The following is a 25,675-nucleotide window of genomic DNA, read 5'->3' on the forward strand; positions in this document are numbered from 1 at the left end:
AATTTGCTTCAGAATTTAGTTATATAATTGCATTATTATAGATGAGAAGTGTTTACTTTTTTATTTTATCTTGCAGAATTGGATTTTTTTTTTTCTGCTTAAAAACTAGCGTAGTTTTAAAAAACTACATTCAAGAAAATGAAAGTTTTAATTGTTGAAGATCAAGTAGAACTGGCTAAAAACATTGAGGATTACCTTAAAAAAGAAGGTTTTCAAATCAGTGTTGCACCAGATTTTTTTACAGCTACAGATAAGATGGCAGCATATGAATATGATGTGGTAATAATAGATTTAATGTTGCCAGATGGAAATGGTATGGATTTGCTGTATTCACTAAGAGCCAATAGAAAAAATATTGGCACCTTAATTTTATCCGCAAAAAATTCAATTGATGATAAGGTCAGAGGATTAGATGCAGGTGCAGATGATTATTTAGGTAAGCCATTTCATCTGCTAGAATTAGCATCCAGATTAAAAGCAATTTATAGAACTAGAAAGCAAGAGAGTAGTAATACTATAGAGCTTGATAATATTTTAATTGATACTGATAAAAAGGAAGTTAAGGTTGAGGATCAAATCTTAGACTTAACTAAAAAAGAATATGAAATGCTCTTGTTTTTTGCTAATAATGCTAAACGTGTATTGACCAAACAAAACATTGCAGAGCATCTTTGGGGTGATTTTATAGATCAGAGTGATTCATTTGATTTTGTTTATCAACATATCAAAAACCTTAGAAAAAAGATTCAAAAAGCTACAGGGAACGATATATTAGAAACCGTTTACGGTGTGGGCTATAAGCTAAAAAACTTTTAACATGCGATTAATTACTAAAATAGTATTAATATTTCTTGGCCTTTCATTGATAGTATTCATTATAGGTGGTCTAGTGACAGTGCAAATCATTTCTAATGAAGTGAAAAAAGAAGAGCAATGGTTCCTCCAGGAAAGATTAAGATCCACTATTCATTATATAGAAAGAAGACAGCCTACAAGAGATATTATTCGCGATAAAGTAATCATTCTCCCACAAGAAGACTCTATAGAGATTGATAATATAGTTTTCTCAGATACTATTGTACATCACAATACTTTAGAAAGACCCGAACAACATAATAAATTGGATGTAGGTAAGAAAATAGAAGGAAGATTTTACAAAATCACACTATACGATATTATTATTGAGCAGGATGATATAGCAGATGGGGTAATTGAGTCATTGGTAAAAACTTATATTCTTTTGCTAGTAGTAGTTCTTCTGGGTAGTTGGTTACTTTCAAGAAGGTTATTAAAGCCTTTTGAAGATACGCTATCAGCTATCAAAAAATTTGATATTAAGGAAAATGAAGCATTTGAATTACCTAAAACGGGCACGAAAGAGTTTAAAAGATTGAATGCATTTATTGATCAGATGTCACAAAAAGTAATGGCTGATTATCAATCCTTAAAAGAATTTACTGAAAATGCCAGTCATGAAATCCAAACCCCAATCAGCATTGCGAAAGGCAAGTTAGAATTATTGCAAGATGGAGATTTGGATGAGGAACAAAAAAAACTGGTTTCTGAAGCCTCCAAAAGTTTAACAAATTTATCAAAACTGGGCAATACCTTAACCCTTTTAGCTAAAATTGATAATCAGGAATTTGAGCATAAGCAAAGTGTCGATGTTAGCAATACTTTAGAAGATTTCATTGATGAATATGAAGAACTCATTTATTTAAAGGGTATTAGTCTAAGTAAAAAGATTGAAACGGATGTGGAATGGAATATTCACCCAGTACTACTAGAAATATTAATCACCAATCTTTTGAATAATGCAATTAAGCATAATCTTACTGAAGGAGGATTTATTAAGATATATTTAGAGTCAAATCAATTAATAATAGAAAACTCTGGTAAACCTTTAAATCATGATACAAAACTTCTTTTTGCCCGTTTCAAAAAAGGAAATCAAAGTAGCTCTTCTTTAGGATTAGGTTTAGCCATTATTCAAAAAATCTGTTTGGTAAGTGGATTAAAAATAAATTATATCAATAAAGAGCAACTCCATCAAATTACCATAGAAAGCTGATAATCACCATTTAAAAACTCCTTTTTACTATTTGTTCAATACTTTATAACATTTTGAATCAAAAAATACTTGTAGCTACATTAAATTTTTATCCAAGTTGATGGAAATTCAAATTTTCTTCAGAATTGGATGGTAATTTTGTTTTAAATAAAGATTGAAAATCAGAGATATGTATAATACAAGTACAAGAATTCTAAAATTATTCCTTTTAATTTTTCTTTGTATAAGTACTCAAAAGGTATGGGCACAGAATACAACCGTTAGCGGTAAGCTAGTTGATGGCAAAACAAAGGAGCCTCTTGCTTATGCAAATATTAGTGTATTTGATGCTAATGAAGAGTTAGTGACGGGAACAGTTACCCCAGAATCAGGCAGTTTTCAATTTCAAGTGGAAAGGGGAGAATATACTTTAAGAATACAATTTATTTCATATAAGACAATTAATAGAGAGCTTAAGGCTGATAAAAGCAAAGTTGAATTAGGAACTATTGAGCTAAGTGAAGATGTGAGTCAATTATCTGAGGTTGAGGTAGTGGCCAGAAGACCTCAAATGGAGATGAAGTTAGATAAAAGAGTTTTTAACGTAAGTGAAGACCTTAGTAATATAGGAAGTAACGCAGAGTCATTATTAGACAATCTACCAAGCGTTACAGTTGATATTGATGGAAATGTTTCATTAAGAGGAAGTGGAAATGTTAGAATCCTTATTGATGGTAGACCTTCAGGTTTGGTGGGTATCAGTGGTGGATCTGCATTAAGACAAATCCAGGCAGATCAAATTGAGAGAGTAGAAGTAATTACCAACCCCTCAGCAAGATATGAAGCTGAAGGAAATGCAGGTATCATTAATATCATCATGAAGAAAGAGAAAAAAGGTGGTGTTAATGGAAGTGTAAGTGCAAATTTAGGATATCCTATCATAGGAGGGGTAAATAGTAATATTAACTACAGAAAAGGAAATATTAATCTTTTTGGAAGTTATGGCATTACATACCGTGAAAATTTTGGAGGTGGTTACATAGATCAAGAATTTACACCTGAGGATACTACTTATTCAACTTATGTGGACAGACAAAGGGAAAGAAGTGGTATTTCACAAAATGCCAGGTTTGGTATGGATTACAGTTTTAATGAGAGTACCAATTTAACAGGGTCATTTCTATATAGAATATCTGATGAAAATAATCTAAGTTATAATTATTACGATGATTATAATGGAATAGACAGAAGTACCAGAGAATTAATAAGAAGATCAGTTCGTATTCAGAATGAAAAGGAAGATGAAGAAGTTCTGGAATATGACCTGAACTTCACTAAAACTTTCAATGCAGATGATGATCATAAACTTACCGCAGATTTTCAATATCGAAATAATTCGGAAACTGAAGATTCAGATTTAAGAAATGAAAGGTTTCTTATGTCAACCAATCAATTTGTTGACAGCATACAGCAGCGATCATTTATAAATGAATTTGCTGAAAATATATTAATGCAAGCAAATTATGTCAAGCCATTAGGTGAATCTAGATCATTTGAAGCGGGTTGGAGAAGTACATTAAGGACTATTACCAATGAATATGAGGTAACTCAAGATATTCAAGGACAAGAGCAGGATAGTGTTTTAAGTGATTTTACAAATGATTTCATCTACAATGAAAATATTCATGCTATTTACGCCATTTATAATAGTGAGTTTGAAAAATTTACTTATCAATTGGGATTAAGAACTGAGTTGACAGATATTACTACTCAGCTGAAACAACCAGTAGATACCACCAATGCTAGAGATTATTTAAATCTTTTCCCTAGTGTATTTATGACATATGAGTTCAGCAAGTTACATACAATTCAGGCAAGTTATAGTAGAAGGTTTGACAGACCGAGGTTTCGTTCCTTAAACCCATTCTCTAACTTCAATGATGATAGAAATATCAGAATTGGTAATCCTAACCTGGATCCCGAATTTACAGATTCATATGAAGTAGGTTTGGTCAATAATTTCAGTGATGCTACGCTTTACAGTGGATTGTATTATAGACGCACAACTGGTGTGACCGAAAGAATTAATACAGTTATTGATGGGATAACGTATACACAGCCACAAAACTTAGCAGAAAGAAATTCAATTGGTATAGAAAATAACTATTCTCATGACTTAAATGACTGGTGGAGATTGAATGGAAATGTTAACTTCTATTATTCTGAAACTTATGGAGTAGTGAATGAACAAGTATTTGAAGCCGAAACATTCACTGCCTCTGGTAGGGCAACATCCCAAATGAGCTTTAGTAATGATTTTAATGTTCAATTGAGTGCTTTTTATAGAGCTCCACAACAAACTACTCAAGGAACTAGAAAAGCATTTTATATGGTGGATTTAGGATTCAGTAAAGATGTACTGCAGAAAAAAGGCACCTTAGCTTTAAATGTAAGAGACCTTTTGAACTCCAGAAAATGGAGAACCACCACTACAGGAGAAGATTTCTTCTATGATTCAGAATTTCAATGGAGAACTACTACCGTAACGCTTTCATTTGATTATAGAATTAATTCTAATAAGAGAAAAGGACAAAGAGAAGGTGGAGATTATGAAGGCGGAGGTGATGAATACTAATTTATATTGGTTATAGTTTAGTTTTAATTAGGCACGGATTAATGTTCGTGCCTTTTTTTATTTCTTAACTTTTTCCAAGATGCATTTCAAAAAACTAGAATAATCCACCATATTAGCTATCCTTAAAAAGCAGATAGAAATGAGTGAACAATCGGCATTATGGGGAATTGATTTAGGAGGCACTAAAATTGAAGGGGTAATTCTGAAATCAAAAGACGAACCTGAGGTTTTATTGAGGACGAGAATTGCTACAGAAGCAGAAGAAGGATATGACCATATAACTCAGCGCATTAAATTGTTGGTAAGTCAAATGGCAGAGGAGATTGGTTTTCAGCCAAAATCAATTGGTATTGGTACTCCTGGTTCAACAGATCCTGAAACAGGCTTACTCAAAAATAGTAATTCAACTAATCTGAATAATAAACCACTACATAAAGACCTTCAGAAACTTCTCAATATTCCTGTTTTCATGGCCAATGATGCCAATTGTTTTGCTGTTGCTGAAGCCCAAATGGGCATTGTGAAAGATCAATTCCCAAAAGCAGAGGTAGTTTTCGGAGTAATTATGGGCTCTGGAGTTGGTGGTGGTTTGGTGATTAATGGTAAAGTTTGGAATGGAAAGCACGGTATAGCAGGAGAGTGGGGGCATATTTTCCTGGATGAAGCAGGTGAAGATTGTTATTGTGGAAATCATGGGTGCGTAGAGACTATTTTAGCAGGAAAAGCACTAGAACGTTATTATAAAAAAATTTCTGGAGCGGATAAGAAGTTAAAAGATATAATGGCAGATAGAATGGATGATGAATTTGCCCAAAAAACATATGAAAGATTAATTCATTTTTTTGGTAAAGGATTGTCAGTGATTGTCAATGTAATTGACCCCGATGTAATCATTATAGGCGGTGGAGTTGGAAATATTCCTCATCTTTATGAAGAAGGGATTGAGGCTGTAAAGCAATTTACTTTTAACCCTGATATGAAAACACCTATAGTAAAACCAAAATTAGGTGATAGTGCAGGTGTTTTTGGAGCTGCATTTTTAACCGCATAGGTGGTCGGTAAAATCAAATTTTATATCTTTGCCGAATGAGTCATTTAATAGCCCCTTCCGTATTAGCCGCAGACTTTGCAAATTTGCAAAGAGATGTGGAAATGTTGAATGAAAGCCAAGCAGATTATATCCATATAGATATTATGGATGGCGTTTTCGTTCCTAATATTTCATTTGGATTGCCCGTATGTGAAGCAATCTATAAACACGCAAAAAAACCTTTGGATGTTCACTTGATGATTGAAAAGCCTGAGAATTATATTCAAGCCTTTCATGATGCAGGTGCAGCTACCATTTCAGTGCATTATGAAGCAAGTCCGCATTTGCACAGAACATTACAGGCCATTAGGGATTTGGGCTTAAGAGCCGGTGTAGCCATCAATCCGCATACGAATGTTTCTTTATTGGAAAATGTAATTCAAGATACTGATTTGGTATGTATGATGTCCGTAAACCCTGGGTTTGGAGGACAAAAATTTATAGAACAAACTTACACTAAAGTTCGCCAATTAAAGGAATTGATAGCAGATCAAAATGCTTCAACTTTAATTGAAATAGACGGTGGAGTAAATATCGATAATGCACCTAAATTATTAGAGGCGGGTGCAGATGTTTTAGTAGCTGGAAGTTTTGTCTTCAAATCAGAGAATCCCATTCATACTATTCAGGAACTTAAAGACGTTTCTATTTGATAAATAGCCTGCAGTACATGCGCCTAATTTTCTTTTTTATTTTATCATGCTTAATTCCATTTATGACTTTGGGGCAAAACCAAAGTATAAAAGGTAGAATAGTAGATGCTAGAAATAATGAGGGGATTGGTTCTGCAAGTGTCCAGCTAATAGACACAGAACTCAATACCCAAACAGACAGTTTGGGTTTTTTTGATTTAAAGGTTCCAAAATCATCTGAATATCAATTAAGGATTACTCATGTTAGTTATATTGATCAAAATGTAAGCCTTCAATCTACAGATTCCGTTTTAATTCAGCTGCAAGTAGATAATTTGTTGCTCCAGCAAGTAGACGTTAGCGGACAAACTGAAAACTTACCTAAAAATGGATTACAAAAGATTAAGCCCCTTTCGGTAAATGAAACGGCCACTCCATTTAATGAATTTAATCAGCTCCTCACCACTTTGCCTGGTGTGGTTTCCAATAATGAATTAAGCAGTTCATATGCTGTTAGAGGTGGGAACTTTGATGAGAATCTGGTTTACGTTAATGGCATGGAAATATACAGACCCTTTTTGGTAAGGGCTGGGCAGCAAGAAGGGCTTAGTTTTATCAATCCTGATTTGGTGGGCAATATTGAATTCTCAGCGGGCGGTTGGGAAGCAAAATATGGTGATAAACTCTCCAGTAATTTGCTTATTGATTATAAAAGGACCGAAGAAACGGAAGGAAATGTCAATTTAGGACTTTTAGGAGCTTCTGGTTATTTATCTACTCAATTTAATGATAAGGATAATTTGTTACTTGGGTTAAGGTATAAAAACGCAAAATACCTCTTTAATACTTTCGAAACCGCAGGCGAATACCTACCACGTTTCCTCGATTTTCAGGCATTTTATAACTACCGTTTTTCCGATAAAACTACTTTGGATTTATTAGCTGTTTTTGCTCAAAATGATTACAGAATAGAACCTGCTTCAAGGGAAACCGATTTTGGTTCCTTTCAACAAAAATTAAGATTTTTAGTGGAATTTCAAGGAGCAGAATCTTTAAGCTATAGAAGTTTCCAGGGTGGTGCACGGTTACGTCATTTATTTACCGAAAATTTCCGAACCTCTGTGATTTTGTCTGCTTTTTCAACCTCTGAATTTGAATACAATAATACAGAAGGGTTTTACAGATTATGTGATGTGGATAGGGATTTGTCCTCCGATACTTTTGATGAGTGCATTAGCCTAAAAGGCATAGGAGCCAATTATAATTATGCCCGTAATTTCCTTTATGCGCAAGTTGCTCAGGCCATCATCCGAAATGATTGGCAATTTCAAAAAGATCAGCTTCTTGCTTTCGGAATTGAGTTTAAGAAACAATATGTAAATGATTTTCTGGATGAATATGAATTCCGTGATTCTGCAGATTTTGCTCAAGTTAATCGAGTAGTTAAGCAAGAAAATAATTTAGAAGCCACTTTTGCCAATATCTATGTTCAGCATGAATGGCAAATTAATAACCGACATTCATTAAATTCAGGTTTAAGATTGAATTATGGCTCTAATACGGGCGAATGGTTGTTGAGTCCAAGAGTTCAGTATCAAGTTATTTTGCATCCTGATAAGAGTGGGCAATTCAATTTCTCAACAGGGCTTTACAGGCAATATCCTTTTTACAGAGAATTAAGAGATTTCTTTGGGAATATCACACCTGATGTACGTGCGCAATCAGCACTTCATTTTGTTGGGAATTACACCAAGAATATTGAATTATGGGAGAGACCCTTTCAATTGAATTCTTCGCTCTATTATAAACACCTTTATAACATCATTCCATTTGATGTAGATAATATCAGGTTGCGCTATCGGCCAGAGCTTAGTGCTGATGGATATGCTTATGGCACTGATTTCCGCTTTAGTGGCGAGTTTATTCCCGATATTGAGTCCTGGTTTAGTTTGGGATTACTTTCCACGCGAGAGGATATAGCTGAGGATAACAACGGATATATCAGAAGGCCAACGGATCAAAGAGTGACAGCTGCTATTTTCTTTCAGGATAACTTCATAAACGATCCAACATTAAAAGTAAATTTAAAATTACAAATAGGGTCAGGGCTTCCTTTGGGCCACCGAATAGTTTAGATAGTCGTAATATTTTCACTGGAGAATGGTATAGACGAATGGATGTTGGGTTTTCAAAACAATTTATAGGTGATAAAATTCAAAATCTTAAGTATATTGAATCCTTTTGGATTGGATTAGATGTTTTAAATGTATTAGGAGTAAGCAATACGATCTCTTATTCATGGATAGAAGATGTGAATTCAGAAACATTTGCAGTCCCCAATTCGTTATCGGCAAGATTTTTGAACCTAAAAGGAATCATTAAATTCTAAAAAATGAAAAACATTTTCTTCATCCTTATCAGCTTATTTATTTTCTCATGTAGCACTCAAAAAGTTCTAAAAACAGATACTCAGGATAGTATTGATTTAAGTGGCAGATGGAATGATACAGATGCTGAAATAGCTACTAGCGAGCTTTTTAATAATTTAATTACTTCAAGCTGGATGAAAAACCACCAGGCAGAGAATAATTTGGAGCCTAGAATAGAGATTCAGGAATTTGAAAGTAATTTTAAAAATGGAGGAGAGAAGCTAAGCAAATATTTTACACAATACGCAAAATCAGATGGCTCAGTAAATTTAGTTAAGGGTAGTAAGGAAAAACTACCTGAATATCAACTTAGTGGGAGAATTGACGCAGAGGAATTTGTTACTGAAAGCCAAAATTATATTGACTATAGGATTACCGCTCAACTGAAAAATCTAGAAGGTGAAATCCAATGGGAGGATAAAACAACCATAAAGAAATATATTAAGGATTAATGCATTTATTTCCCAATCCGCTCTTTCAAATTCTCCACCGTCTTTTTAGCGTTCCCCACATACAGATCACCATTAATTAAAAAGACTGGTCTTTTCAGAAAAGTATATTCTTCAAGAATTAACTTTTTATAATCATTATCCGAAAGATTTTTTTTATTCAAACCCTGCTGTCGGAATTTGATAGCTCTTTTATTGAATAACTCTTCATAAGATTCAGTGATCACATACAATTCAAGTAACTGAGGCTCAGTAAGTGGGTTGTTTTTGATGTCAATTTTATCAAAATCATCCATATTTAATTGCGCCATAATTTTCTTACAAGTATCGCAAGTGCTTAAATAATAGACTACTTTTCTCATATTTATTCAATTTATGTCATAAAATAAGGAAAAAATTTGCCTTATGACAACAAAAAGCTTTAATTCGGGTTTTAGAAAATAGTAATCAATTCAAAAAATCAAATATCAGAGCAATTATGAAAAGAATAGTGAGACAAGGGATGTTGGCATTAGCTGCAATAGTTTTTTTAAATTCTACAGCTGTAATGGCGCAAGATTCAGAAATTACGGACAAGGATTTATATAATTATGCATTATTAATGCAGGTTATTGAACAAATGAAAGCGGAGGTAAGTCCGGCTATCCAAGCATTAATTGAAGAGCAAGAAGGTTTTGACACAAAGAGATATAGTGAATTGCAAAGTGCTGGAGATAATGAAGCAAAATTGAAAGAATTAGGTGCAAATGATTTTGAAGTACAATTCATGGGCCTAATTATTAAAGAAAAAGAGAAAAGAACTGATGCTATTAAAGAAGCATTAAATTTATTAGCTAAGAGTATGGTAGGTGTTCAAAATTATAAGAACATCAAACAAACACTTTCTGTTGACCCAGACTTGAAAGCTAAATATGATGAAATTACAACTAGAATAGCTCCTGCTGATACAGGTGCTTAATTCATCTAAATCATTAAAATTCGAAAGCCACTTTATTAATTTAAAGTGGCTTTTTTTATGCAAAATTTATTTTATCATCAACTAATTCCAATCAAAATAGGTGTTGTAACACTTAAATTTATCTTATGTAAAATTGAAGAATATCCATATTTTAATCCGAGTTTTTACTTTATATTAAAATATTATTGCATGTTCACGAATATTTCAATATGCTTGCGACAGTTTTAATCAAAATCTAAAATTTATGATGACAAAGTCAAGATTACTCGCGACTGCGCTATTTTTATGCGCAACATTTTTCATTTCATGTCAAGAAGAAGAGGCATTAACTGTTGATAATACGGGAATTGATCCGGTAGTTATTGAAAAGTTAAAAGACCTTGGATTCAATGTAAATGACCAAGCACCAATTAATTTTGAAGACGGATATTTAGTTGAAGGTGATATCTATTTAACAGATGCTTCTATTGCTGCAATGGAAAAGCCAAGTTACTTACCAAACTCAGAACAGTATAGTACAGACAACTTAGTCTGTGGTCCTCGTACTATCAATATGTATGCTGAAGAAGGTGGTAGAAAAGGATATAGCCCTGCTATGATTGATGGTTTAGAAGAAGCCATAAGTCGTTACAACGCACTTAATCTAACCATTAGTTTTCAAAGAGTATTTAATCAAAGTCAGGCAGATATTGTAATGACAAGATTGAAAAAAGGTGATGAAAGAAGAGGTGTATTAGGTTCAGCAGGATTCCCTACCTCTTCATGTGATCCTTATAATGAAATCAAAATGAGTGGTATTTTGGAATCACAATATGGCTTAAGTGTGGATGGCATAGCTACTATAATTGCCCATGAAATGGGACATTGTATTGGTTTCCGTCATACTGATTACTTTGATAGAAGTATCAGCTGTGGTGGTTCTACTGCAAATGAAGGTGATGGTGGCGTTGGAGCAAATCATATTCCTGGAACACCAACTGGAGCTTCTGCTGCAGATGCTTCATGGATGTTAGCTTGTACTGATGGAACTGATAGGCCATTTAATTCAGATGATCAAGTTGCTTTAGATTATCTTTATTAAAAAAGCAATAGCGTCCTAAATAAAGAGAGGGGTTTAAGTTTTATCCCAAAATATTAATTTTGGGTTGACACAAAAACCACAAAACCCCTCATGAGCAATATTACACTTTTTGCACAGATTATTAAAAAAATTGACCGTTCAAAATTCAATAATTTAGCTAGGGAAAAACAGACCGATAAAGCCAATAAAGGATTTAACAGTTGGACACATCTAGTCTCTATGTTGTTCTGTCATTTTGCCAAGGCTACTTCGGTCAGAGATATATCCAACGGCATGCGTTCGGCAACAGGTAACCTGAATCATCTAGGTGTTGAACAAGCCCCTTCAAAGTCAAGTATAAGTTATCAAAACAAGCGTAGAGATGCTAGTTTGTTCAAAGACCTCTATTACAGTTTGCTTAATTCTTTAGGACAGCAGATAGGTGTAAAGCGAACAAAGCTCAAAATAAAAGTCCCGGTTTACCTGTTGGACTCCACTGTAATCAGTCTATGTCTGTCAGTATTTGACTGGGCTACTTTCCGCACCAAAAAGGGGGCTGTAAAAATGCACACATTACTGGATTATGACGGTAAACTGCCTGTTTATGTCAATATTACCGAGGGTAGCGTGGGCGATAACAAAGGGGCTTATGATATCCCTCTGGAGAAAGGCTCAGTGATCGTGGCTGACAGATATTATAATGATTTCCCCATGCTCAACATTTGGGACAGCAAAGGGGTAAACTTCGTGATCAGGCACAAGGGGAACCTTAAATTTGAAATGGTGAAGGAAAGAGAACTGCCCAACAACACAGCACAGCATATCTTAAAGGATGAAGAAATAATCCTCACCGGTTACCAATCAAAGAAAAAATACCCTGATAAGCTTAGAAGAGTGGCAGTATGGGACGATGAAAATCAGCAAACCATTGAGATCATCACCAATAATTTTAAATGGGCGGCTCAAACCATAGGTGACCTCTACAAGTCAAGATGGGAAATAGAGGTGTTTTTCAGGGATATTAAACAGTTGCTACATATCAAAACTTTCATTGGTACTTCTGAAAATGCTGTTATGATACAGATATGGACTGCCCTTATTACCATACTTCTACTTAAAGTAATGAAGCACCAAGCGAAATACAACTGGTACCTTTCTAATTTGGTGGCATTTATCAGGCTTAACGTGTTTGTTAAAATAAAACTTCAAAAATGGCTGGACAAACCCTTTGAGGATCCGCCCAAAGTACAAAATCAAGGCGTACAGGGGGACCTTTTTCCTGATTATGGATAAAGCTGGACTAAACAGCAGTAGAAGTAGGCTTTTATCGCAATTTTAAATTATTTAGGACAGCATTGTTAAAAAAGTATTATTTTGAAAAACAAAAAGCCCGTTATCGGGCTTTTTTTGTTTTTAATCAATTGTTGCTTTAACCCACAATTTTGACTCATTTTATATTGAAGAACTGAAATTACTGAGCCATAAGAATCTCAACTATTTTAAATTTATCTTTTCCCATCAAATTTCTTAAATTGAATAAAAAAAAGATGGAAAATAGGAGAAGCTTTGTAAAGAAATCTATCATTGGAGTTGCTGGAATAGGTTTATCGGCCTCCGTTTTAAGTCCATATTTATCAGCTCAGAGTAAGAAAAAATTAGGAGTAGCCTTAGTTGGTTTAGGCTATTATAGCACAGATTTATTAGCGCCTGCTCTTCAAATGACAGATAATTGCTATCTCGCAGGCATAGTAACTGGGGCACCTGCTAAAGCAGAAAAATGGCAAAAGAAATACGATATACCTGATAAAAATATTTATAACTATCAGAATTTCGACACCATAGCCAATAATCCTGATATTGATGTTGTATATGTAGTATTACCCACTTCAATGCATGCCGAATATACCATTAGGGCGGCTAATGCCGGCAAACATGTTTGGTGTGAGAAACCCATGGCCGTAACCGCATCAGATTGTCAAAAGATGATTGATGCTTGTGAAAAAAATAAGGTCAAATTGAGCATTGGCTACAGAATGCAGCATGAACCTAATACACGAAAAATCATTAACTACAGAAAAAAAAATATCTTCGGGTCCATTAATTTGATACAAGCTTCCGCTGGATATTATGATGGCAGAACGGATCATTGGAAATTTGAAAAAGAAATGGGAGGGGGAGCTATGTATGACATGGGCGTATATCCGCTCAATGCCACTCGATATGTAGCAGGTGAAGAACCTATAAGTGTTATGGCACAGCATTTTACCAATAGACCAGAAATTTTCGATGAAGTTGATGAAACTACGCTCTTTCAGTTAGAATTTCCTAGTGGGGCAGTAGCAAATTGTGCCACTAGTTTTGGAATGAGTATGAACGACCTTCACGTTACTTGTAAGAATGGATGGTATAAACTCAATCCGTTTCAGGCATATAGTGGTATTAAGGGCAGTGCAAGTAATGGCGATATTTTAAATGCCAGCATACCCAATCAACAAGCTTTACAAATGGATAATGATGCAAAGGCAATCTTTAATGATAAGGCGGTTTTAGTACCAGGTGAAGAAGGTTTGAAAGATATTAGGGTAGTGGAAGCCATTTATAAATCAGCTAAAGAAGGTAATTCAGTTCAAATCTAAATGATTAAATATTTATATAATAATCGACATTTAAAGTAAAAGCTTTAATTATTATTTAATACATTAGGATATAGTTATTGTTCACCCAATTTATACTACCATTGAAATCGATCGTAACAATTTTCATTTCCCTTATTTTTCATTCAGCTGTAGTTGCGCAAAATATAGAAGCTAATATTCATTTAAGAGACAGTAAAACACTGAAAACGGACTATATAAGATTTAGTAATGGCGCCATTTTCGGAAGTCCATTTGTAGCAACTGATCAACTTGGATTGGATAGGCTATATGCGGAAGAAATAGATTACGTTGAAACTTTCATTCAAAATGGAAAGAGTAGACGTTATGAAGTGATTCCTTGGAGAACTTTTAGGTTTTGGACACAAGTGGAAAAGGTTTCTGAACGTATTAGTATTTTCAACAGTGCGATTAACAATCAATTTTACATGGAACCTATCGCATATTCAACTATTACGGAACAAAATATTATTGCCTACCGAAAGGATAATGGAAGTGCAAAGAGGATAAATTATAGAAATTTAAAGTCAGATTTGAATGATAATATCGAATCCAAATCTTACCTAAACAGGGCAAGAAATCAAACTTTACTTCAGTTAGCTTCATATGTAGCAGGTACAGCTTTAATTGGTTTAGGGGTAAAGCAAACCTATGATCAGGCTCTTGGTGAAATCCCTATTAATATCGGCAGAATAACTGCTTTATATTTAGTAGGAATCACAGGTTTTGTTATTCCAGTAATCATTAGACCCTATAAAATAGGTAATTACTTTAAAGCTTTAAAAGCATATTGATTAAATTCTAAATATAAATACCCATCCTGTAAAATTACAGGATTTTAAAAATAATGGTCAATTACTTGTTAGACTGGATCAATACAATAAGTTAAAACCGTTCTTTGCGTATCAAATCTCCCTCTTCATCATAAAATCGCCAGGTGCCTGATTTTTCATCATTTCGGTAACGGCCTTTCACCACCATATTTCCCAGACTGTCAAACTGGAAATAGCGGCCATGCTTCAAGCCATCTTTTAGGGAAACCTCAAATTTCACTTGATCATTTTCGTAATGTTCAATAAAGGTTTTGCTATTAAGGTCTTCAGGTAAAATATTTTCCACTGAGATTAAATCTTCCTCTTCCGTTTCGGTAGAATCATCTACCTCTTCCACCTTAAATTCACTTTCTTCTACCAACGAATTCCAATTACTGATTTGCTCATGATTTAAATAATTTAGTTGAATCTGATGATTCAATAAATCCCCATCAGCAGTTAGTTGCATGCCTATCATCGGGAAGCTTTTAAAATAGGTTTGATGTGGTTTTAGTTCATTCCATGATTCCTGATCCAGTAATCTTTCAGTATCACTTAATAACTCATTGGCGCTGAGATAAATAAAAAGACTAGATTCATAATCGAAATTCTCCATAAAAACTGCATATTCTTTAGTATGATCTAAAGTGCTTTTTTCTTCCACAGAGGAAATGATTTTACCCAAAGTTCGTGGCGAATTGCTAAATACCACATAATCTTCCATAATGGTGTAGTAAGGCTTGTCAATTCCCTCAAAAGCCTTTCCAAACATCAGCTTGAAGAAGCCTTTGATAGAAAGAAACTGTATGTCATAGCCTTTATAACTGATTCCCTTAAATTTCACAGGCGTTTTCTTTCGGATCTGTTGTTCTATGTAGTCTAATCGTTCTTTCGTATCTTCAATGCCATCATGTTTGATCGCTACTGCTAATTCCACCTTATTTTTGTTACTATTGGAATTGAGCTGAATTAAAGCGATTTCATTATCGATCCAACTCAAAAAATCATCTTCTATAGAAATATCAAGATAGCTTTCAATTTTTTGCTTGCTTTCAATATAAGAATCGCCATCTTCGGAGGCTTTTAGTACTTCCTCCATTTGGGCATAGAATTCTTTCGCATCATCAAAACCTAAGCTCATAAAATAGGAGGCATTATCGGGAACTATAGTCCCCACTCCAATTTCACCTTCTCCGGAATTCATTAAGGCTGTAAGTAGATTGGGTTTGTCTTTTTTTACATTGGAATAACCTTTAACAGAAAATACTTCATCAGTAGCTTCAAGCGACATGCCGCTGTATTTTAAAATACTAAGCATGTCATCATCATCTTCAGTATCATCCATCCATATTTTTAAATAATCAGAAAGCTCAGGGTAATTGATGTACATATTGATATCATTTGAGCCTAAGGCTTTGGTGATATCAATAAAATCTAAATCGCGTACCAATATGGGCTTTTTCAATTGATCAATGGATTGTTCAACGAGTATATGAGTAGAAGAAACGCTTAATAAATTTTCGTAAATAAAAAGATAATAGGTAGTAGGGGAGTCAATAAAATTAATTTCTAAGATTTCCTGATCCTGATAAGTTCTCGTGTATACTTTCTCAATATCCTCACTAAAATCTTTAATGTAGTTTTTAATAAAGTTGAATTGTGTGGCGCGCTGTAAATCAATTACATATAGAAAATCATAATCTTTTGGCCGGGTTTTATGTACCGACATCACCATTGGCCGATCCATAACCAATTCCCACAGACTTTCATTGTTTTTCATATCCACCGTAAGGCTATCCAATTCCTGTCCGATCTCTGCAAAGTAGGGGTTGCTTTTTAGATAATTCCATATTTTATTATCCGTGATTTCATTCCATTCCTCAAAAGGGTTTTCCATTTCAAAGATCATGCTCGCACTGGGCGGAACAGCCATCATAGGATTGTTCTTCTTTACGGGCTGCAGGTAAAAAAAGTAGATAAAAGTGAATGCAATTACAATTGCAATGATTGTAATGACAATAATGACTTTTTTCATAAAGCATTGGATTTAAAACAATAACGCCAAAAATAAAGAAAGATTTAAGGGATTGAAATTTTCACTGAAGTTAAATGGAAATTTTGTTATGCTTTGTAATTAAAATGCTACTAATTTAAAAGCAACATTGAGCTCTAACATTGTAGCTTTCAAACTGAAGGTGAAAACACCTTCAGGGGACGCACTACTGAATTTTCAGTAGACTTGTCCCGTAATTTTCTAGTCATATATAGTAAGTTACTGTTTGCTTTTAGGCTCGAAGGGCTGATATATCACAGTGTAGGGTGAAGCCCTACATAAATAAATCGGGATACAAAAGCCCTGAAAGGGCGTAATATTGTGCCCTTTCAGGGCTTTGTAGTTTTTTGTTTAATAACACAGGGCGCCACCCTGTGTTGTGATATGACGTCCTTTCAGGACTAAAAAGTCAAAATTGAGACAGGCATTGCTATTAAGTTAAGACAGATTTTTCGCTTTAGCGAAAAACTTTTGTTTTCTTTTGAATCTTTTGTGGTAAAAAAGTAATGACTGTGAGTATCTACCGCTGGCAGCAATTCCAACGACAATTTGTACCGTATTTTTCGGGAAAAGGAACAAAAGAATATAAAAGAAAATAGCCTGATTTTTTTTGATTTTGAATTTAAATATAAAGCTTCAAGGCTTATCTTAACTATATTGAGGATTAGGTACTTAAAAAATTAAATTCATTCTTAATAAACAGGTTTAAAAAAAGTAGGGAACATATAAATAGTTTCTTCATCAAAGCATATTATATCTTTATACCGAAGCGCTCCATCTACCAGTTGATGCTTCTTTCCAGTGGAGAAAAAGGGAATCACTTTTACTAATTGCACGGCTTTAATAGGTTTCCCTGGAAAATAAGGCCATAAATAGTATTTATCTAAATTGTCATGACTGCCTGGCTGGAATAAATATTCAGTTGGCCTGCGTTTCCGCTTTTCAATATCTACAAATCGTAAACTGGGAATATCGCTATAGGCCTGATAAAATTCCTGTCCTTTTTGCGGTACATATCCCGCCTTTAATAAACTTCCTAAGCTTCTCATAATACTAATATATTTAGTAAAAGCTAAATTAATTAGTATTTGTGAAATTGAAAAATTCTAGGCTATCTTAATTTGCAATTCATAATAAATATAAAATTCTCTAACAATTTCCATTCATATGACTTAATATGAAATGAAGAAAAGAGTTGCTATTGCAGGGGCTACTGGATTTATTGGGAAATGGTTCATTGATAAATATCATGAAAAATATGACATCATAGCTTTAAGCAGAGGAGAAGTGAAGGATTCTCAATATCCTTCTGTAGAATGGCGAAAAGCTGATTTATATTCACTTTCCAGTACCACTCAAGCCCTTCAAGGCGCTGATTACGCTTTATATCTGGTGCACAGCATGAATCCAAGCACCAGAATGAATCAAAGCTCATTTGAAAATACAGACTTACTTTTAGCTGATAATTTCGCCAGATCAGCTGAAGCATGTGGACTGGAGCAAATCTTATTTATTGGAGGAATCTTACCAAAAGAGACCAATGAATATTCCAAGCATCTGAAAAGTAGATATGAAACCGAGAAAACGCTAGGGGCAAGATCAGTGCCCCTTACCACCATCAGAGCGGGCATAGTAATTGGGCCAGGTGGTTCATCCTTTAGAGTAGTAGAAGAATTAGTAAAAAGATTGCCCATAATGGCCTGTCCGCAGTGGTGTAAATCACCTTCGGAACCAGTAGATATTAAAGATATACTTCATTTCATTGAAAAATCATTGGGCAATCAAGAGGTTTATGGCCAAGCCATTGAAGTAGCAGGGTCTGAAGAGACCTCTTATATGGAGATGCTCAAAATAACCTCACAAAAGATGAAGAAAAAGAGAGTGATTTTCTCTATTCCTTTCTTTACACTAGGGTTTTCAAAACTTTGGGTGGCCCTATTTTCGGGGACTAGCTATGTGTTTGTTTCTCCTTTAATTGATAGTCTGCGCCACGATATGCGTGCGGATGAAACGCAAGCTTTCCATTGGAGAGGGAAAGTGAAAATAGAAGACAGCATAAATGCAGCTTTATACGAAAGCCATCCTAGCATTCAGAGAAGCTATGAGAAAGAGGAAGAACGAAATACCGTAAGAAGTGTGCAGCGATTAAATAATCCTCATAATAAGCCTGCAGGTATAATAGCCGATCTTTATCCCAGATGGCTGGATCGCTACTTTAAGTTTATCTTAACGGCTAAGCAGGAGGGTAATATTGTACGTTTTCACCTTTTAAATATCATGCTTTTAGAGTTGACTTATATGCCCAATCGCAGTGATGAAAACCGCAGACTCTTTTTTATTACGGGCGGAGTGCTTTGCAAAAGAAGTGATATGGGCTGGCTTGAATTCCGTTCAGTTATGGACAACCAGCATATTATTTCCGCCATTCACCGTTTCGTCCCAGCTTTACCATGGCTGGTTTATAAATACACCCAGGCGGTAGGACACCTTTTTATCATGAATCAGTTTAATCGATTTTTGATGCGACAAGATTAAATATTATACGATTATGCTGATTAAAAGTAAAACTTGTCTAGCTGTGACTTAATTTTTTTTACTTCATACATAGTATAAATCTGATTTTTAATTCAAGAGTTATCATCTTAAAATGATGAATTTTTCTTAAGCTTATCATTTGGAAACATAGATAATTGATTTCGAATCTTCAAGATACAGGATTTTTCTCATGGCGGATGCGGTTTGAGAAGTGTTTGTAAATTATGGTGACCTATAAGAGGTGTTTTTTTAATTTAATAAAGCTATTGTCCGATTAACATTTTATTCATTGTATTAATACAGTATTGAACTAGGTTTAACTCAGATTTTTTTAATTTTTTCTTGCAATAAGTATTTCTCTCAATTATTTTAGTTTCATAAAACCAAAATCGTTCCCTATGAGATATTTAAACTACTTCCAACGACTCCACCTATTACATAAACTAATCGAAAGAAGAAATACAGGCAAAGCAGTAGAATTAAGTGATAAACTGAACATTTCCAGAAGAACACTATTTCTCTATCTTGAAATTTTTAGAGATCAGGGTGCTAAAATTAAGTATTGTCGGAAGTCAAACACTTACTATTATGAAAGTGAATTTCAACTTCAAAATATTTTTTTTAACAGTGCAATGTAAATGCACTGAGCCCTAATAGCTTTATATTCAAACCAAATAAATAAAGTTATGTTAAACTCAAAGTTAAAAAATGGACTAGCAGCCTTAGCTGTAGCTGCTGTTTGTGTAATGAATGTGTCCCTACAGTATGTACCTGAGCAAAATGATACATCAGGGGTAGCAGATGTAGTTTACGAAAGCAGCGTGTATGATGCTGATGGAGCCACTTATGCGGCTACTCCGGCTGTTATACTTACTGCCAGAGCTGCAGCCTTAGTGACAAAAGCCGCTGTTAGATCAGCTGTGGCCTACACTTTAGTTTGTTCTTTCTGTGGCAATGAACCACAAGAAGAAATTGCACAAACTATTCATGTTGAAAGAGACATGCGACTTGCTCAGTTAAATTAAGTGATTTTCAGGTGGCATTTTGTCACCTGATTTTTTCCATTTTTTAAGTCAACCAAGATGAAAAATGTAAATAAAACCACCGTATTGGCAATACCTATTATAGCTGTTTTCCTCTGCTATTGGTTCATGACAGTTTTTTTTAATCTGCCGGACAACTATATTAAACTCCAACATATTGCTACAGAGAAATTTTTTAATACAGTATTATTCCAGAAGTGGTCATTCTTTGCCCCTCCACCAAAGCATAACGATAGATTATATTATGCTTTTCATAATAAAAATGAGCAGGACACCATTGTGCTTGAAGTGGCTAAACCAATAGTCCTTTCAAAAAGATCAAATGCGCCATTTAATGCAAAGTATGAAGTAATCGATTATGTGCTAAATAACTCTATGATACAGATCAATGATTTTCTGGTCGATCAACGCCAAAATATCTTGTTCCAGTACCCGGATTCAAGTGAAGATAAATTCACTACCCCATTAATGAAATTCACCTGGGATAATCGAGATTATTTAAAGGCGGTACAGACATTGGCTAATTACGGAGAAGTGGTAGCACTAAAAAATAATATTGATTTAACACAATACCATTATCGATTCTACATTGTCAATGAATCTATACCTGTTTTTTCGGAAAGAAATAATACTCAGGATGTGATTAGAAAACAGGCTAAAATTTTTGAATCACCATTAATTCAGGGATCATGAAATTACCTTTAAGTGACTTGTACAAAGAAAGTGATAGAACATATGCTTTAGCGCTTCTACGTGTTATCATAGGTGTGTTTTTGATTAGAAAAATCTTTTTTAACATCACTAGCGGAGAAATACTTTATGGTTTGGATAGCTTTGTGGCTCATGAAGAAATCTATTTTCTGGGTCTTTTTGAATTGAGTTCATCGATTCGGAATTTTCATTCTGAACTGACCTTAATTTTTTCTATACTGAGCGTTCTCATGATTTTTGGGATTGGAAAACGATTAACAATTCTGTTTGTTTTTTTTCTATTCGAACTATTCCAAAGAATGAATGGCTTAGTTTTGAATGGTGGAGATAATCTCATGAAATTTATTTTACTCTATCTGGTATTTGCAGATTCCTTTAAGTTTTATACTATAAATAAGAGTAATTTCAAAAATACTGTACTCAATAAGTTGAATAACCTATGTACCCGGCTTTCGGCTTATTCTATAATGATACATCTATGCCTAGCATACTTTGTTTCAGGCATTTTTAAGATGCATGCTGATGTTTGGTTTAATGGAGTTGCATCTTATTACACTTTATCGCTAGAGCGGTTTCAGGGAACTCCATTTAATGAATTTTTAGCTCAGAATGGCTATTTTGTAACGATTAGCACTTATGGCACACTTTTTCTCGAGCTATATTTCCCAGTGCTCATCTGGATTAAGAAAATTCGATACCCACTTTTAATAGCAGGAATTCTTTTACACTTAAGCATTTTTACCTTAATGATGATCTACGATTTTCAATTTGTTTTCATCATGACTTACTGCTTGTTTTTGACCAATAAGGAGTGGGAGAATATTATTCACTGGATAAAATCATTGAAAAAGTTTACAAGAAAATGGAAAGTACGAAAATTACACCGTATTTGAGAGGCTTCTTAAGGCTGAAAATTTACAGGGTATTTTATTTCCTTATATTCCTGTATCCATTTTACGAGCCTTTCAAATATGTTATTGTATTAATAGTAGCAGATGTGTTATATGAGGTAGCAGAGACTTTTTGGAAAAAGAAGTCACAGGATGTTTTGCGGGAGCCTGATATTTATCATCCCAACTTATTCTTGCAGTCTTTTTTTCAGCTGATAGGTATTGTATGGAGAACATTCTATAAGCCCCTCAAATCTCTTGAGCCCAAAACATATAAAAATGTTGCTTCTTTCAATCTACCCTTTGCAGGCAAGTGGTTTGTTTACAATGGAGGAATTACTAAAGATAAATCTCATTCCTGGAATATCTATAACCAGCGATATGCTTATGATTTTGTAATACAGGATATGGAAGGAAAGTCCTATCAAAATAATCCTCATGATATAGAAGATTATTATTGTTTTGAGGCTGAAGTTTTATGTCCAGCGGACGGGAAAGTAATCGAGGTGAAGGATGGCTTGGCTGATTACACTAAAGCAGGTGCTATAAATTATTGGGCAAAGGATTTTAGAGGCAATTTCGTCATTATTGAGCATAATGATGAGGAATACTCCTTTATTGCCCATTTTAAACGCCACTCCATAAAAGTAAAGCCCGGACAATTTGTGAGAAGAGGAGAATTGCTTGGCCTTTGTGGTAATTCAGGACATTCCACTGAGCCTCATATTCATTTTCACGTGCAGGATAGCCCAAATTTCTATTTAGGGGTGGGTGTGCCTATAAAATTTGATAATCTTGAGCATGATGGTTGGGTAAATAATGGTATTGAAGTAGAAAATAAATAATTTTTATATGAAACGAGTATGCTTATTCTATGATGGATTTATACCAAGCCTCCCATATAGTGGGACAGTCGACAGATGAGTATTATTTGAGAAATTCCCTAATAGAGATTCCTTTTGGGGCATATAACCGTTGAAATTAAACACTATACACATGAATACAACAGCTTTTAAAAACCTTGCAATTATAGCTTTTATAATCTCATCAGTTTCTATACTGATGAATATATTACTAGTAAATAGCTTTTATCAAAGTGGGGGAGGTTTCAATGAAATGGAAGTCTCTATTGTTTCCATATCACAGGCGGGGATCTTGTTCCTTTGTATAATAATCGGAAACCTCTTCTTACTAAATCCTTATGTTTTAAAAGAGAGGCAATCTTCTTCTATCAGGATAAACAAGATCAAACTCATTCTATCGTCTATCCTTTACACGCTTATTTTTTGCCTGGTTCTGGCCGTAATTTTAAATTCTATCGATAACAGCCTCTCCCTTGCATATGGCAATGCGCTTAACGAAATGTTTGTAAGTGAAGAAATGGATGCAATGACCATGAGTACATTTGTAAGCATGCCGTTATTTCTGCAGAGTATATTCGTTAACATTCTGTCAATAGTTTTAGCTCAATTGATTTCAATCAATTTATGTTTAAAATTATCGGGTATGCAAGCAAACTGAAATTTGCTATATCTGTATTCATATATTCTATGAATTCTTCGATTTTCTGTAACTTTAGAAAACTTTCTCTTTTCAGTGCTTCTTTTTAGAATCAAATTTTTTACTTTAACCCGCATTATTCATAAGAATGTTATGAAAAATGATGATTATCGATTTAAAAAACAGATTATCAATTGATTAATTAGGGTTGACCTTGGTAATTTATAAAAACCTTTAGCTCGAATTTGGATCTTTCAAAACCAAGATTTTCAGTTGAATTTGATAATTTAATAATCAAATTATCAATTTTTTATAAATTGTCTGTCCTTCGGGTTAAACCAGTTTTTCTACGGTTGGTTTCCAGAGGGAATAACAGGAATTTTCTTTTGACGCTATTGCTCATCTCACCCAAAGCGTATAACCTATTTTTAAGCCCAGAGTTAAATGGGTTACAAAGGATTTCCCTTCAAATAAATCAGGTTTTGGAATCCATTCTACCCAAACTTCAGCGCCCTCTACAGGATTGACTACATCAGTATAGGAAATGGTTCTTTTAGCAAAACCAATACCTCCATAAAAATCAAAATGCATACGATCTAATGCGATAAAATTAACGCCTCCTTTTAGGTGAGCACCTGTTTTGCGTTTGCGAAAACTTGCGCTTTCATAAGAAATGCCAACATAAGGATCTTCTTGTTGATACCTTCCTGATCCGAAATTGTCTCGCACATTAATGTGGAAAAATTCCATAGCAGCATACATAAAGTATTCTTTGCCTCTATGGAAAAGGTATTTAATTTCAGGCCTCAGTTCGTAATATACATAATCTTTTCCCCATTTTAAGCCATCAATTCTTTTTCTATTGAGTGCATAATTACCATAACCGAAATCAAAACTATAAGCCCATTTATTCTGAGCAATATATTCCAATCCAACTCTGTGACGAGGATTATAGGCCAAAAGCGACACAGGCATCACTTTAAAATTCAAAGTATTGTCGATAGGCGGATTCCCTTGCGAAAAGCTATGGTTAATCAATAGGAACGTTAAAATGATAATAAAAAGGGTCTTTTTCATTAAAGTTGATTGTTTCTGTAGGAGATAGACACTGATTTTGGGTGGAAAGGATGGAAGGGGTTTAGGTTTTTTAGGAGCAAATGATTTACGAATTAGATAACAATCTTGAATTTTAATACTTATACATTTGTTATAAGTCTGAAAAAGTAATACTTTTATATTATGGCTAAGGTATCAGAAAAAAAAGGAATTCAGGTCAATCTTAACAGATTATCAATGTCTATGGATGCAAATGAATTTTATAATTCAGAAGGAATGCGTTCTAAGTTTCAAGCTTTGCGAGAATTTAAGAAAGCTGTAATTGACAAACGAAAAACTGAGCCGAGTGTCAAATAACATTTTCATTTTCTAATGCCAAATTTCAACCTTCTCATCCTCCCCATTTTAGGTGCTTTTTATTTTATTGAAGTAAATCATTATTTTAAGGTTAAATATAGCCTACATGATAGGCAAAGATATATTTACACATCCTTTTTGTTCGCTTTTTATCTTCTTGTTCCTGCCTTTCTAATTTCAGCAGGACTTAAGCACTACTTTCCTGAATTTAGTTATTGGATTCTGAGTAAACTACCCATTAAAGAGAAGCATATAGGTACTAGTCTACTCTCATTTTTGATTGGGCTTTCATCGTCACATATTTTAAATAAGATAAGGTCAAAGGAGAAAATTTTTAAGAAACTAGTTGAAAAATATGGGGGTGATGCTGAAAGATTGATTCAAGAATGCTTCTATCAGAAAGAGCTTTTAGCTGTTTCATTAAAAAATGAAAAAGTATACATAGGCTTCATAACCGAATTTAAAGCTTCACTGGATAATACTTATATTGCTTTAGACCCCGTATTCAGTGGGTTTAGAGATGAAGAGAGGAAGTTAATACTTACGACAGATTATTTGGAGGCATTTGAAACTTTTGAAACTTTTTATCCAGAAAAAGAAAAGCAAACTAGCCAATTGCAGGATCAAGCTGGATTTTCGAAATTGCTTATCAAAAAAGAAGAAATTAGAACTTTTTCTAAATTTGATATGGATTTATATATGGCTTTTAACGAAAGTGAAAAACAAGAGTCAAATTAAAGCTGAATATTGTGCTTTGTTAA

At 34.1% G+C, this 25,675-nt stretch carries 25 protein-coding genes; 21 read left to right on the forward strand and 4 right to left on the reverse strand.

Annotation, left to right across the window (positions count from 1 at the left end):
- Nucleotides 1-138 precede the first annotated feature (138 nt).
- The 8 genes from ABWH96_RS11255 to ABWH96_RS11290 all read left to right on the forward strand — a co-directional run bounded on the left by ABWH96_RS11255 (nt 139) and on the right by ABWH96_RS11290 (nt 9,288).
- Nucleotides 139-816, forward strand: coding sequence for a response regulator transcription factor (locus tag ABWH96_RS11255; RefSeq protein WP_375577629.1), 678 nt, complete (start codon nt 139-141; stop codon nt 814-816).
- Between the two features lies 1 nt (nt 817).
- Nucleotides 818-2,071 carry a sensor histidine kinase gene (locus ABWH96_RS11260; protein WP_375577630.1) on the forward strand — a complete coding sequence of 418 codons (1,254 nt, stop codon included), beginning with the start codon at nt 818-820 and terminating at the stop codon, nt 2,069-2,071.
- Nucleotides 2,072-2,240: 169 nt separating this feature from the next.
- Nucleotides 2,241-4,685 carry a TonB-dependent receptor domain-containing protein gene (locus ABWH96_RS11265; RefSeq protein WP_375577631.1) on the forward strand — a complete coding sequence of 815 codons (2,445 nt, stop codon included), beginning with the start codon at nt 2,241-2,243 and terminating at the stop codon, nt 4,683-4,685.
- Between the two features lie 139 nt (nt 4,686-4,824).
- Nucleotides 4,825-5,736: an ROK family protein gene (locus tag ABWH96_RS11270; protein WP_375577632.1), complete on the forward strand. Its 912-nt coding sequence runs from the start codon at nt 4,825-4,827 to the stop codon at nt 5,734-5,736.
- Nucleotides 5,737-5,771: 35 nt separating this feature from the next.
- The gene (gene rpe, locus ABWH96_RS11275) at nt 5,772-6,428 is read left to right on the forward strand and encodes a ribulose-phosphate 3-epimerase (protein ID WP_375577633.1); all 657 of its coding nucleotides are present in this window, start codon (nt 5,772-5,774) and stop codon (nt 6,426-6,428) included.
- 62 nt (nt 6,429-6,490) lie between these two features.
- Nucleotides 6,491-8,542, forward strand: coding sequence for a carboxypeptidase-like regulatory domain-containing protein (locus tag ABWH96_RS11280; RefSeq protein WP_375577634.1), 2,052 nt, complete (start codon nt 6,491-6,493; stop codon nt 8,540-8,542).
- A gap of 38 nt (nt 8,543-8,580) precedes the next feature.
- Nucleotides 8,581-8,796 (forward strand): hypothetical protein, encoded by a 216-nt coding sequence (locus ABWH96_RS11285; RefSeq protein ID WP_375577635.1) that lies wholly within the window; start codon nt 8,581-8,583, stop codon nt 8,794-8,796.
- A 3-nt stretch (nt 8,797-8,799) separates the two neighbouring features.
- Nucleotides 8,800-9,288 (forward strand): hypothetical protein, encoded by a 489-nt coding sequence (locus ABWH96_RS11290; RefSeq protein WP_375577636.1) that lies wholly within the window; start codon nt 8,800-8,802, stop codon nt 9,286-9,288.
- A gap of 5 nt (nt 9,289-9,293) precedes the next feature.
- Here ABWH96_RS11290 and ABWH96_RS11295 read toward each other — a convergent pair whose 3' ends face one another.
- On the reverse strand, nt 9,294-9,647 hold the full coding sequence (locus ABWH96_RS11295) for an arsenate reductase family protein (protein WP_375577637.1): 354 nt from the start codon (nt 9,645-9,647) through the stop codon (nt 9,294-9,296).
- Between the two features lie 116 nt (nt 9,648-9,763).
- On the opposite strand from ABWH96_RS11295, the gene ABWH96_RS11300 reads away from it, so the two are divergent.
- The 5 genes from ABWH96_RS11300 to ABWH96_RS11320 all read left to right on the forward strand — a co-directional run bounded on the left by ABWH96_RS11300 (nt 9,764) and on the right by ABWH96_RS11320 (nt 14,751).
- Nucleotides 9,764-10,243 (forward strand): hypothetical protein, encoded by a 480-nt coding sequence (locus tag ABWH96_RS11300; protein ID WP_375577638.1) that lies wholly within the window; start codon nt 9,764-9,766, stop codon nt 10,241-10,243.
- A gap of 244 nt (nt 10,244-10,487) precedes the next feature.
- Nucleotides 10,488-11,324, forward strand: coding sequence for a M57 family metalloprotease (locus ABWH96_RS11305; protein ID WP_375577639.1), 837 nt, complete (start codon nt 10,488-10,490; stop codon nt 11,322-11,324).
- A gap of 90 nt (nt 11,325-11,414) precedes the next feature.
- Nucleotides 11,415-12,596 carry an IS4 family transposase gene (locus ABWH96_RS11310; RefSeq protein ID WP_375577640.1) on the forward strand — a complete coding sequence of 394 codons (1,182 nt, stop codon included), beginning with the start codon at nt 11,415-11,417 and terminating at the stop codon, nt 12,594-12,596.
- Between the two features lie 254 nt (nt 12,597-12,850).
- Nucleotides 12,851-13,939 (forward strand): Gfo/Idh/MocA family protein, encoded by a 1,089-nt coding sequence (locus ABWH96_RS11315; protein ID WP_375577641.1) that lies wholly within the window; start codon nt 12,851-12,853, stop codon nt 13,937-13,939.
- Between the two features lie 101 nt (nt 13,940-14,040).
- Nucleotides 14,041-14,751, forward strand: a complete 711-nt coding sequence (locus ABWH96_RS11320; RefSeq protein WP_375577642.1) for a hypothetical protein — start codon at nt 14,041-14,043, stop codon at nt 14,749-14,751.
- Between the two features lie 91 nt (nt 14,752-14,842).
- Here ABWH96_RS11320 and ABWH96_RS11325 read toward each other — a convergent pair whose 3' ends face one another.
- Both ABWH96_RS11325 and ABWH96_RS11330 read right to left on the reverse strand, forming a co-directional pair.
- Nucleotides 14,843-16,804, reverse strand: coding sequence for a DUF3352 domain-containing protein (locus ABWH96_RS11325; protein ID WP_375577643.1), 1,962 nt, complete (start codon nt 16,802-16,804; stop codon nt 14,843-14,845).
- A 710-nt stretch (nt 16,805-17,514) separates the two neighbouring features.
- Nucleotides 17,515-17,871: a hypothetical protein gene (locus ABWH96_RS11330; RefSeq protein WP_375577644.1), complete on the reverse strand. Its 357-nt coding sequence runs from the start codon at nt 17,869-17,871 to the stop codon at nt 17,515-17,517.
- Nucleotides 17,872-18,004: 133 nt separating this feature from the next.
- Between ABWH96_RS11330 and ABWH96_RS11335 the strand changes: the two genes are divergently transcribed.
- The 6 genes from ABWH96_RS11335 (at nt 18,005) to ABWH96_RS11360 (ending at nt 23,522) form a co-directional block, all read left to right on the forward strand.
- A complete protein-coding gene (locus tag ABWH96_RS11335) occupies nt 18,005-19,357 on the forward strand; it encodes an NAD-dependent epimerase/dehydratase family protein (protein ID WP_375577645.1) in 1,353 nt (450 codons plus the stop codon).
- Between the two features lie 686 nt (nt 19,358-20,043).
- A complete protein-coding gene (locus ABWH96_RS11340; protein WP_375577646.1) occupies nt 20,044-20,382 on the forward strand; it encodes a hypothetical protein in 339 nt (112 codons plus the stop codon).
- Between the two features lie 57 nt (nt 20,383-20,439).
- Nucleotides 20,440-21,093: a hypothetical protein gene (locus tag ABWH96_RS11345; protein ID WP_375577647.1), complete on the forward strand. Its 654-nt coding sequence runs from the start codon at nt 20,440-20,442 to the stop codon at nt 21,091-21,093.
- On the forward strand, nt 21,090-22,004 hold the full coding sequence (locus ABWH96_RS11350) for an HTTM domain-containing protein (protein WP_375577648.1): 915 nt from the start codon (nt 21,090-21,092) through the stop codon (nt 22,002-22,004). The genes ABWH96_RS11345 and ABWH96_RS11350 overlap by 4 nt, the downstream gene beginning before the upstream one ends.
- Entirely contained in the window at nt 21,974-22,846 is an 873-nt protein-coding gene (locus ABWH96_RS11355; protein WP_375577649.1) for a M23 family metallopeptidase, read from the forward strand. The genes ABWH96_RS11350 and ABWH96_RS11355 overlap by 31 nt, the downstream gene beginning before the upstream one ends.
- A 151-nt stretch (nt 22,847-22,997) precedes the next feature.
- Nucleotides 22,998-23,522 carry a hypothetical protein gene (locus ABWH96_RS11360; RefSeq protein WP_375577650.1) on the forward strand — a complete coding sequence of 175 codons (525 nt, stop codon included), beginning with the start codon at nt 22,998-23,000 and terminating at the stop codon, nt 23,520-23,522.
- 378 nt (nt 23,523-23,900) lie between these two features.
- Here the strand turns inward: ABWH96_RS11360 and ABWH96_RS11365 are convergent, their stop codons facing one another.
- Entirely contained in the window at nt 23,901-24,578 is a 678-nt protein-coding gene (locus tag ABWH96_RS11365) for a hypothetical protein (RefSeq protein ID WP_375577651.1), read from the reverse strand.
- A 162-nt stretch (nt 24,579-24,740) separates the two neighbouring features.
- Between ABWH96_RS11365 and ABWH96_RS11370 the strand changes: the two genes are divergently transcribed.
- Both ABWH96_RS11370 and ABWH96_RS11375 read left to right on the forward strand, forming a co-directional pair.
- Nucleotides 24,741-24,914: a hypothetical protein gene (locus tag ABWH96_RS11370; protein ID WP_375577652.1), complete on the forward strand. Its 174-nt coding sequence runs from the start codon at nt 24,741-24,743 to the stop codon at nt 24,912-24,914.
- Between the two features lie 15 nt (nt 24,915-24,929).
- Complete coding sequence (locus ABWH96_RS11375; protein ID WP_375577653.1) at nt 24,930-25,652, forward strand: hypothetical protein; 723 nt, start codon at nt 24,930-24,932, stop codon at nt 25,650-25,652.
- Nucleotides 25,653-25,675 lie beyond the last annotated feature (23 nt).

Source organism: Marivirga tractuosa (assembly GCF_042140215.1).
Classification (GTDB): Bacteria; Bacteroidota; Bacteroidia; order Cytophagales; family Cyclobacteriaceae; genus Marivirga; species Marivirga tractuosa_A.

Excerpts from the sequence above, each read along its gene's own strand:
- ABWH96_RS11255 (WP_375577629.1), top strand. The coding sequence starts at position 139 with ATGAAAGTTTTAATTGTTGAAGATCAAGTAGAACTGGCTAAAAACATT.
- ABWH96_RS11260 (WP_375577630.1), top strand. The coding sequence starts at position 818 with ATGCGATTAATTACTAAAATAGTATTAATATTTCTTGGCCTTTCATTG.
- ABWH96_RS11265 (WP_375577631.1), top strand. The coding sequence starts at position 2,241 with ATGTATAATACAAGTACAAGAATTCTAAAATTATTCCTTTTAATTTTT.
- ABWH96_RS11270 (WP_375577632.1), top strand. The coding sequence starts at position 4,825 with ATGAGTGAACAATCGGCATTATGGGGAATTGATTTAGGAGGCACTAAA.
- rpe (WP_375577633.1), top strand. The coding sequence starts at position 5,772 with ATGAGTCATTTAATAGCCCCTTCCGTATTAGCCGCAGACTTTGCAAAT.
- ABWH96_RS11280 (WP_375577634.1), top strand. The coding sequence starts at position 6,491 with ATGACTTTGGGGCAAAACCAAAGTATAAAAGGTAGAATAGTAGATGCT.
- ABWH96_RS11285 (WP_375577635.1), top strand. The coding sequence starts at position 8,581 with ATGGATGTTGGGTTTTCAAAACAATTTATAGGTGATAAAATTCAAAAT.
- ABWH96_RS11290 (WP_375577636.1), top strand. The coding sequence starts at position 8,800 with ATGAAAAACATTTTCTTCATCCTTATCAGCTTATTTATTTTCTCATGT.
- ABWH96_RS11295 (WP_375577637.1), bottom strand. The coding sequence starts at position 9,647 with ATGAGAAAAGTAGTCTATTATTTAAGCACTTGCGATACTTGTAAGAAA.
- ABWH96_RS11300 (WP_375577638.1), top strand. The coding sequence starts at position 9,764 with ATGAAAAGAATAGTGAGACAAGGGATGTTGGCATTAGCTGCAATAGTT.
- ABWH96_RS11305 (WP_375577639.1), top strand. The coding sequence starts at position 10,488 with ATGATGACAAAGTCAAGATTACTCGCGACTGCGCTATTTTTATGCGCA.
- ABWH96_RS11310 (WP_375577640.1), top strand. The coding sequence starts at position 11,415 with ATGAGCAATATTACACTTTTTGCACAGATTATTAAAAAAATTGACCGT.
- ABWH96_RS11315 (WP_375577641.1), top strand. The coding sequence starts at position 12,851 with ATGGAAAATAGGAGAAGCTTTGTAAAGAAATCTATCATTGGAGTTGCT.
- ABWH96_RS11325 (WP_375577643.1), bottom strand. The coding sequence starts at position 16,804 with ATGAAAAAAGTCATTATTGTCATTACAATCATTGCAATTGTAATTGCA.
- ABWH96_RS11330 (WP_375577644.1), bottom strand. The coding sequence starts at position 17,871 with ATGAGAAGCTTAGGAAGTTTATTAAAGGCGGGATATGTACCGCAAAAA.
- ABWH96_RS11335 (WP_375577645.1), top strand. The coding sequence starts at position 18,005 with ATGAAGAAAAGAGTTGCTATTGCAGGGGCTACTGGATTTATTGGGAAA.
- ABWH96_RS11340 (WP_375577646.1), top strand. The coding sequence starts at position 20,044 with ATGTTAAACTCAAAGTTAAAAAATGGACTAGCAGCCTTAGCTGTAGCT.
- ABWH96_RS11345 (WP_375577647.1), top strand. The coding sequence starts at position 20,440 with ATGAAAAATGTAAATAAAACCACCGTATTGGCAATACCTATTATAGCT.
- ABWH96_RS11350 (WP_375577648.1), top strand. The coding sequence starts at position 21,090 with ATGAAATTACCTTTAAGTGACTTGTACAAAGAAAGTGATAGAACATAT.
- ABWH96_RS11355 (WP_375577649.1), top strand. The coding sequence starts at position 21,974 with ATGGAAAGTACGAAAATTACACCGTATTTGAGAGGCTTCTTAAGGCTG.
- ABWH96_RS11360 (WP_375577650.1), top strand. The coding sequence starts at position 22,998 with ATGAATACAACAGCTTTTAAAAACCTTGCAATTATAGCTTTTATAATC.
- ABWH96_RS11365 (WP_375577651.1), bottom strand. The coding sequence starts at position 24,578 with ATGAAAAAGACCCTTTTTATTATCATTTTAACGTTCCTATTGATTAAC.
- ABWH96_RS11370 (WP_375577652.1), top strand. The coding sequence starts at position 24,741 with ATGGCTAAGGTATCAGAAAAAAAAGGAATTCAGGTCAATCTTAACAGA.
- ABWH96_RS11375 (WP_375577653.1), top strand. The coding sequence starts at position 24,930 with ATGCCAAATTTCAACCTTCTCATCCTCCCCATTTTAGGTGCTTTTTAT.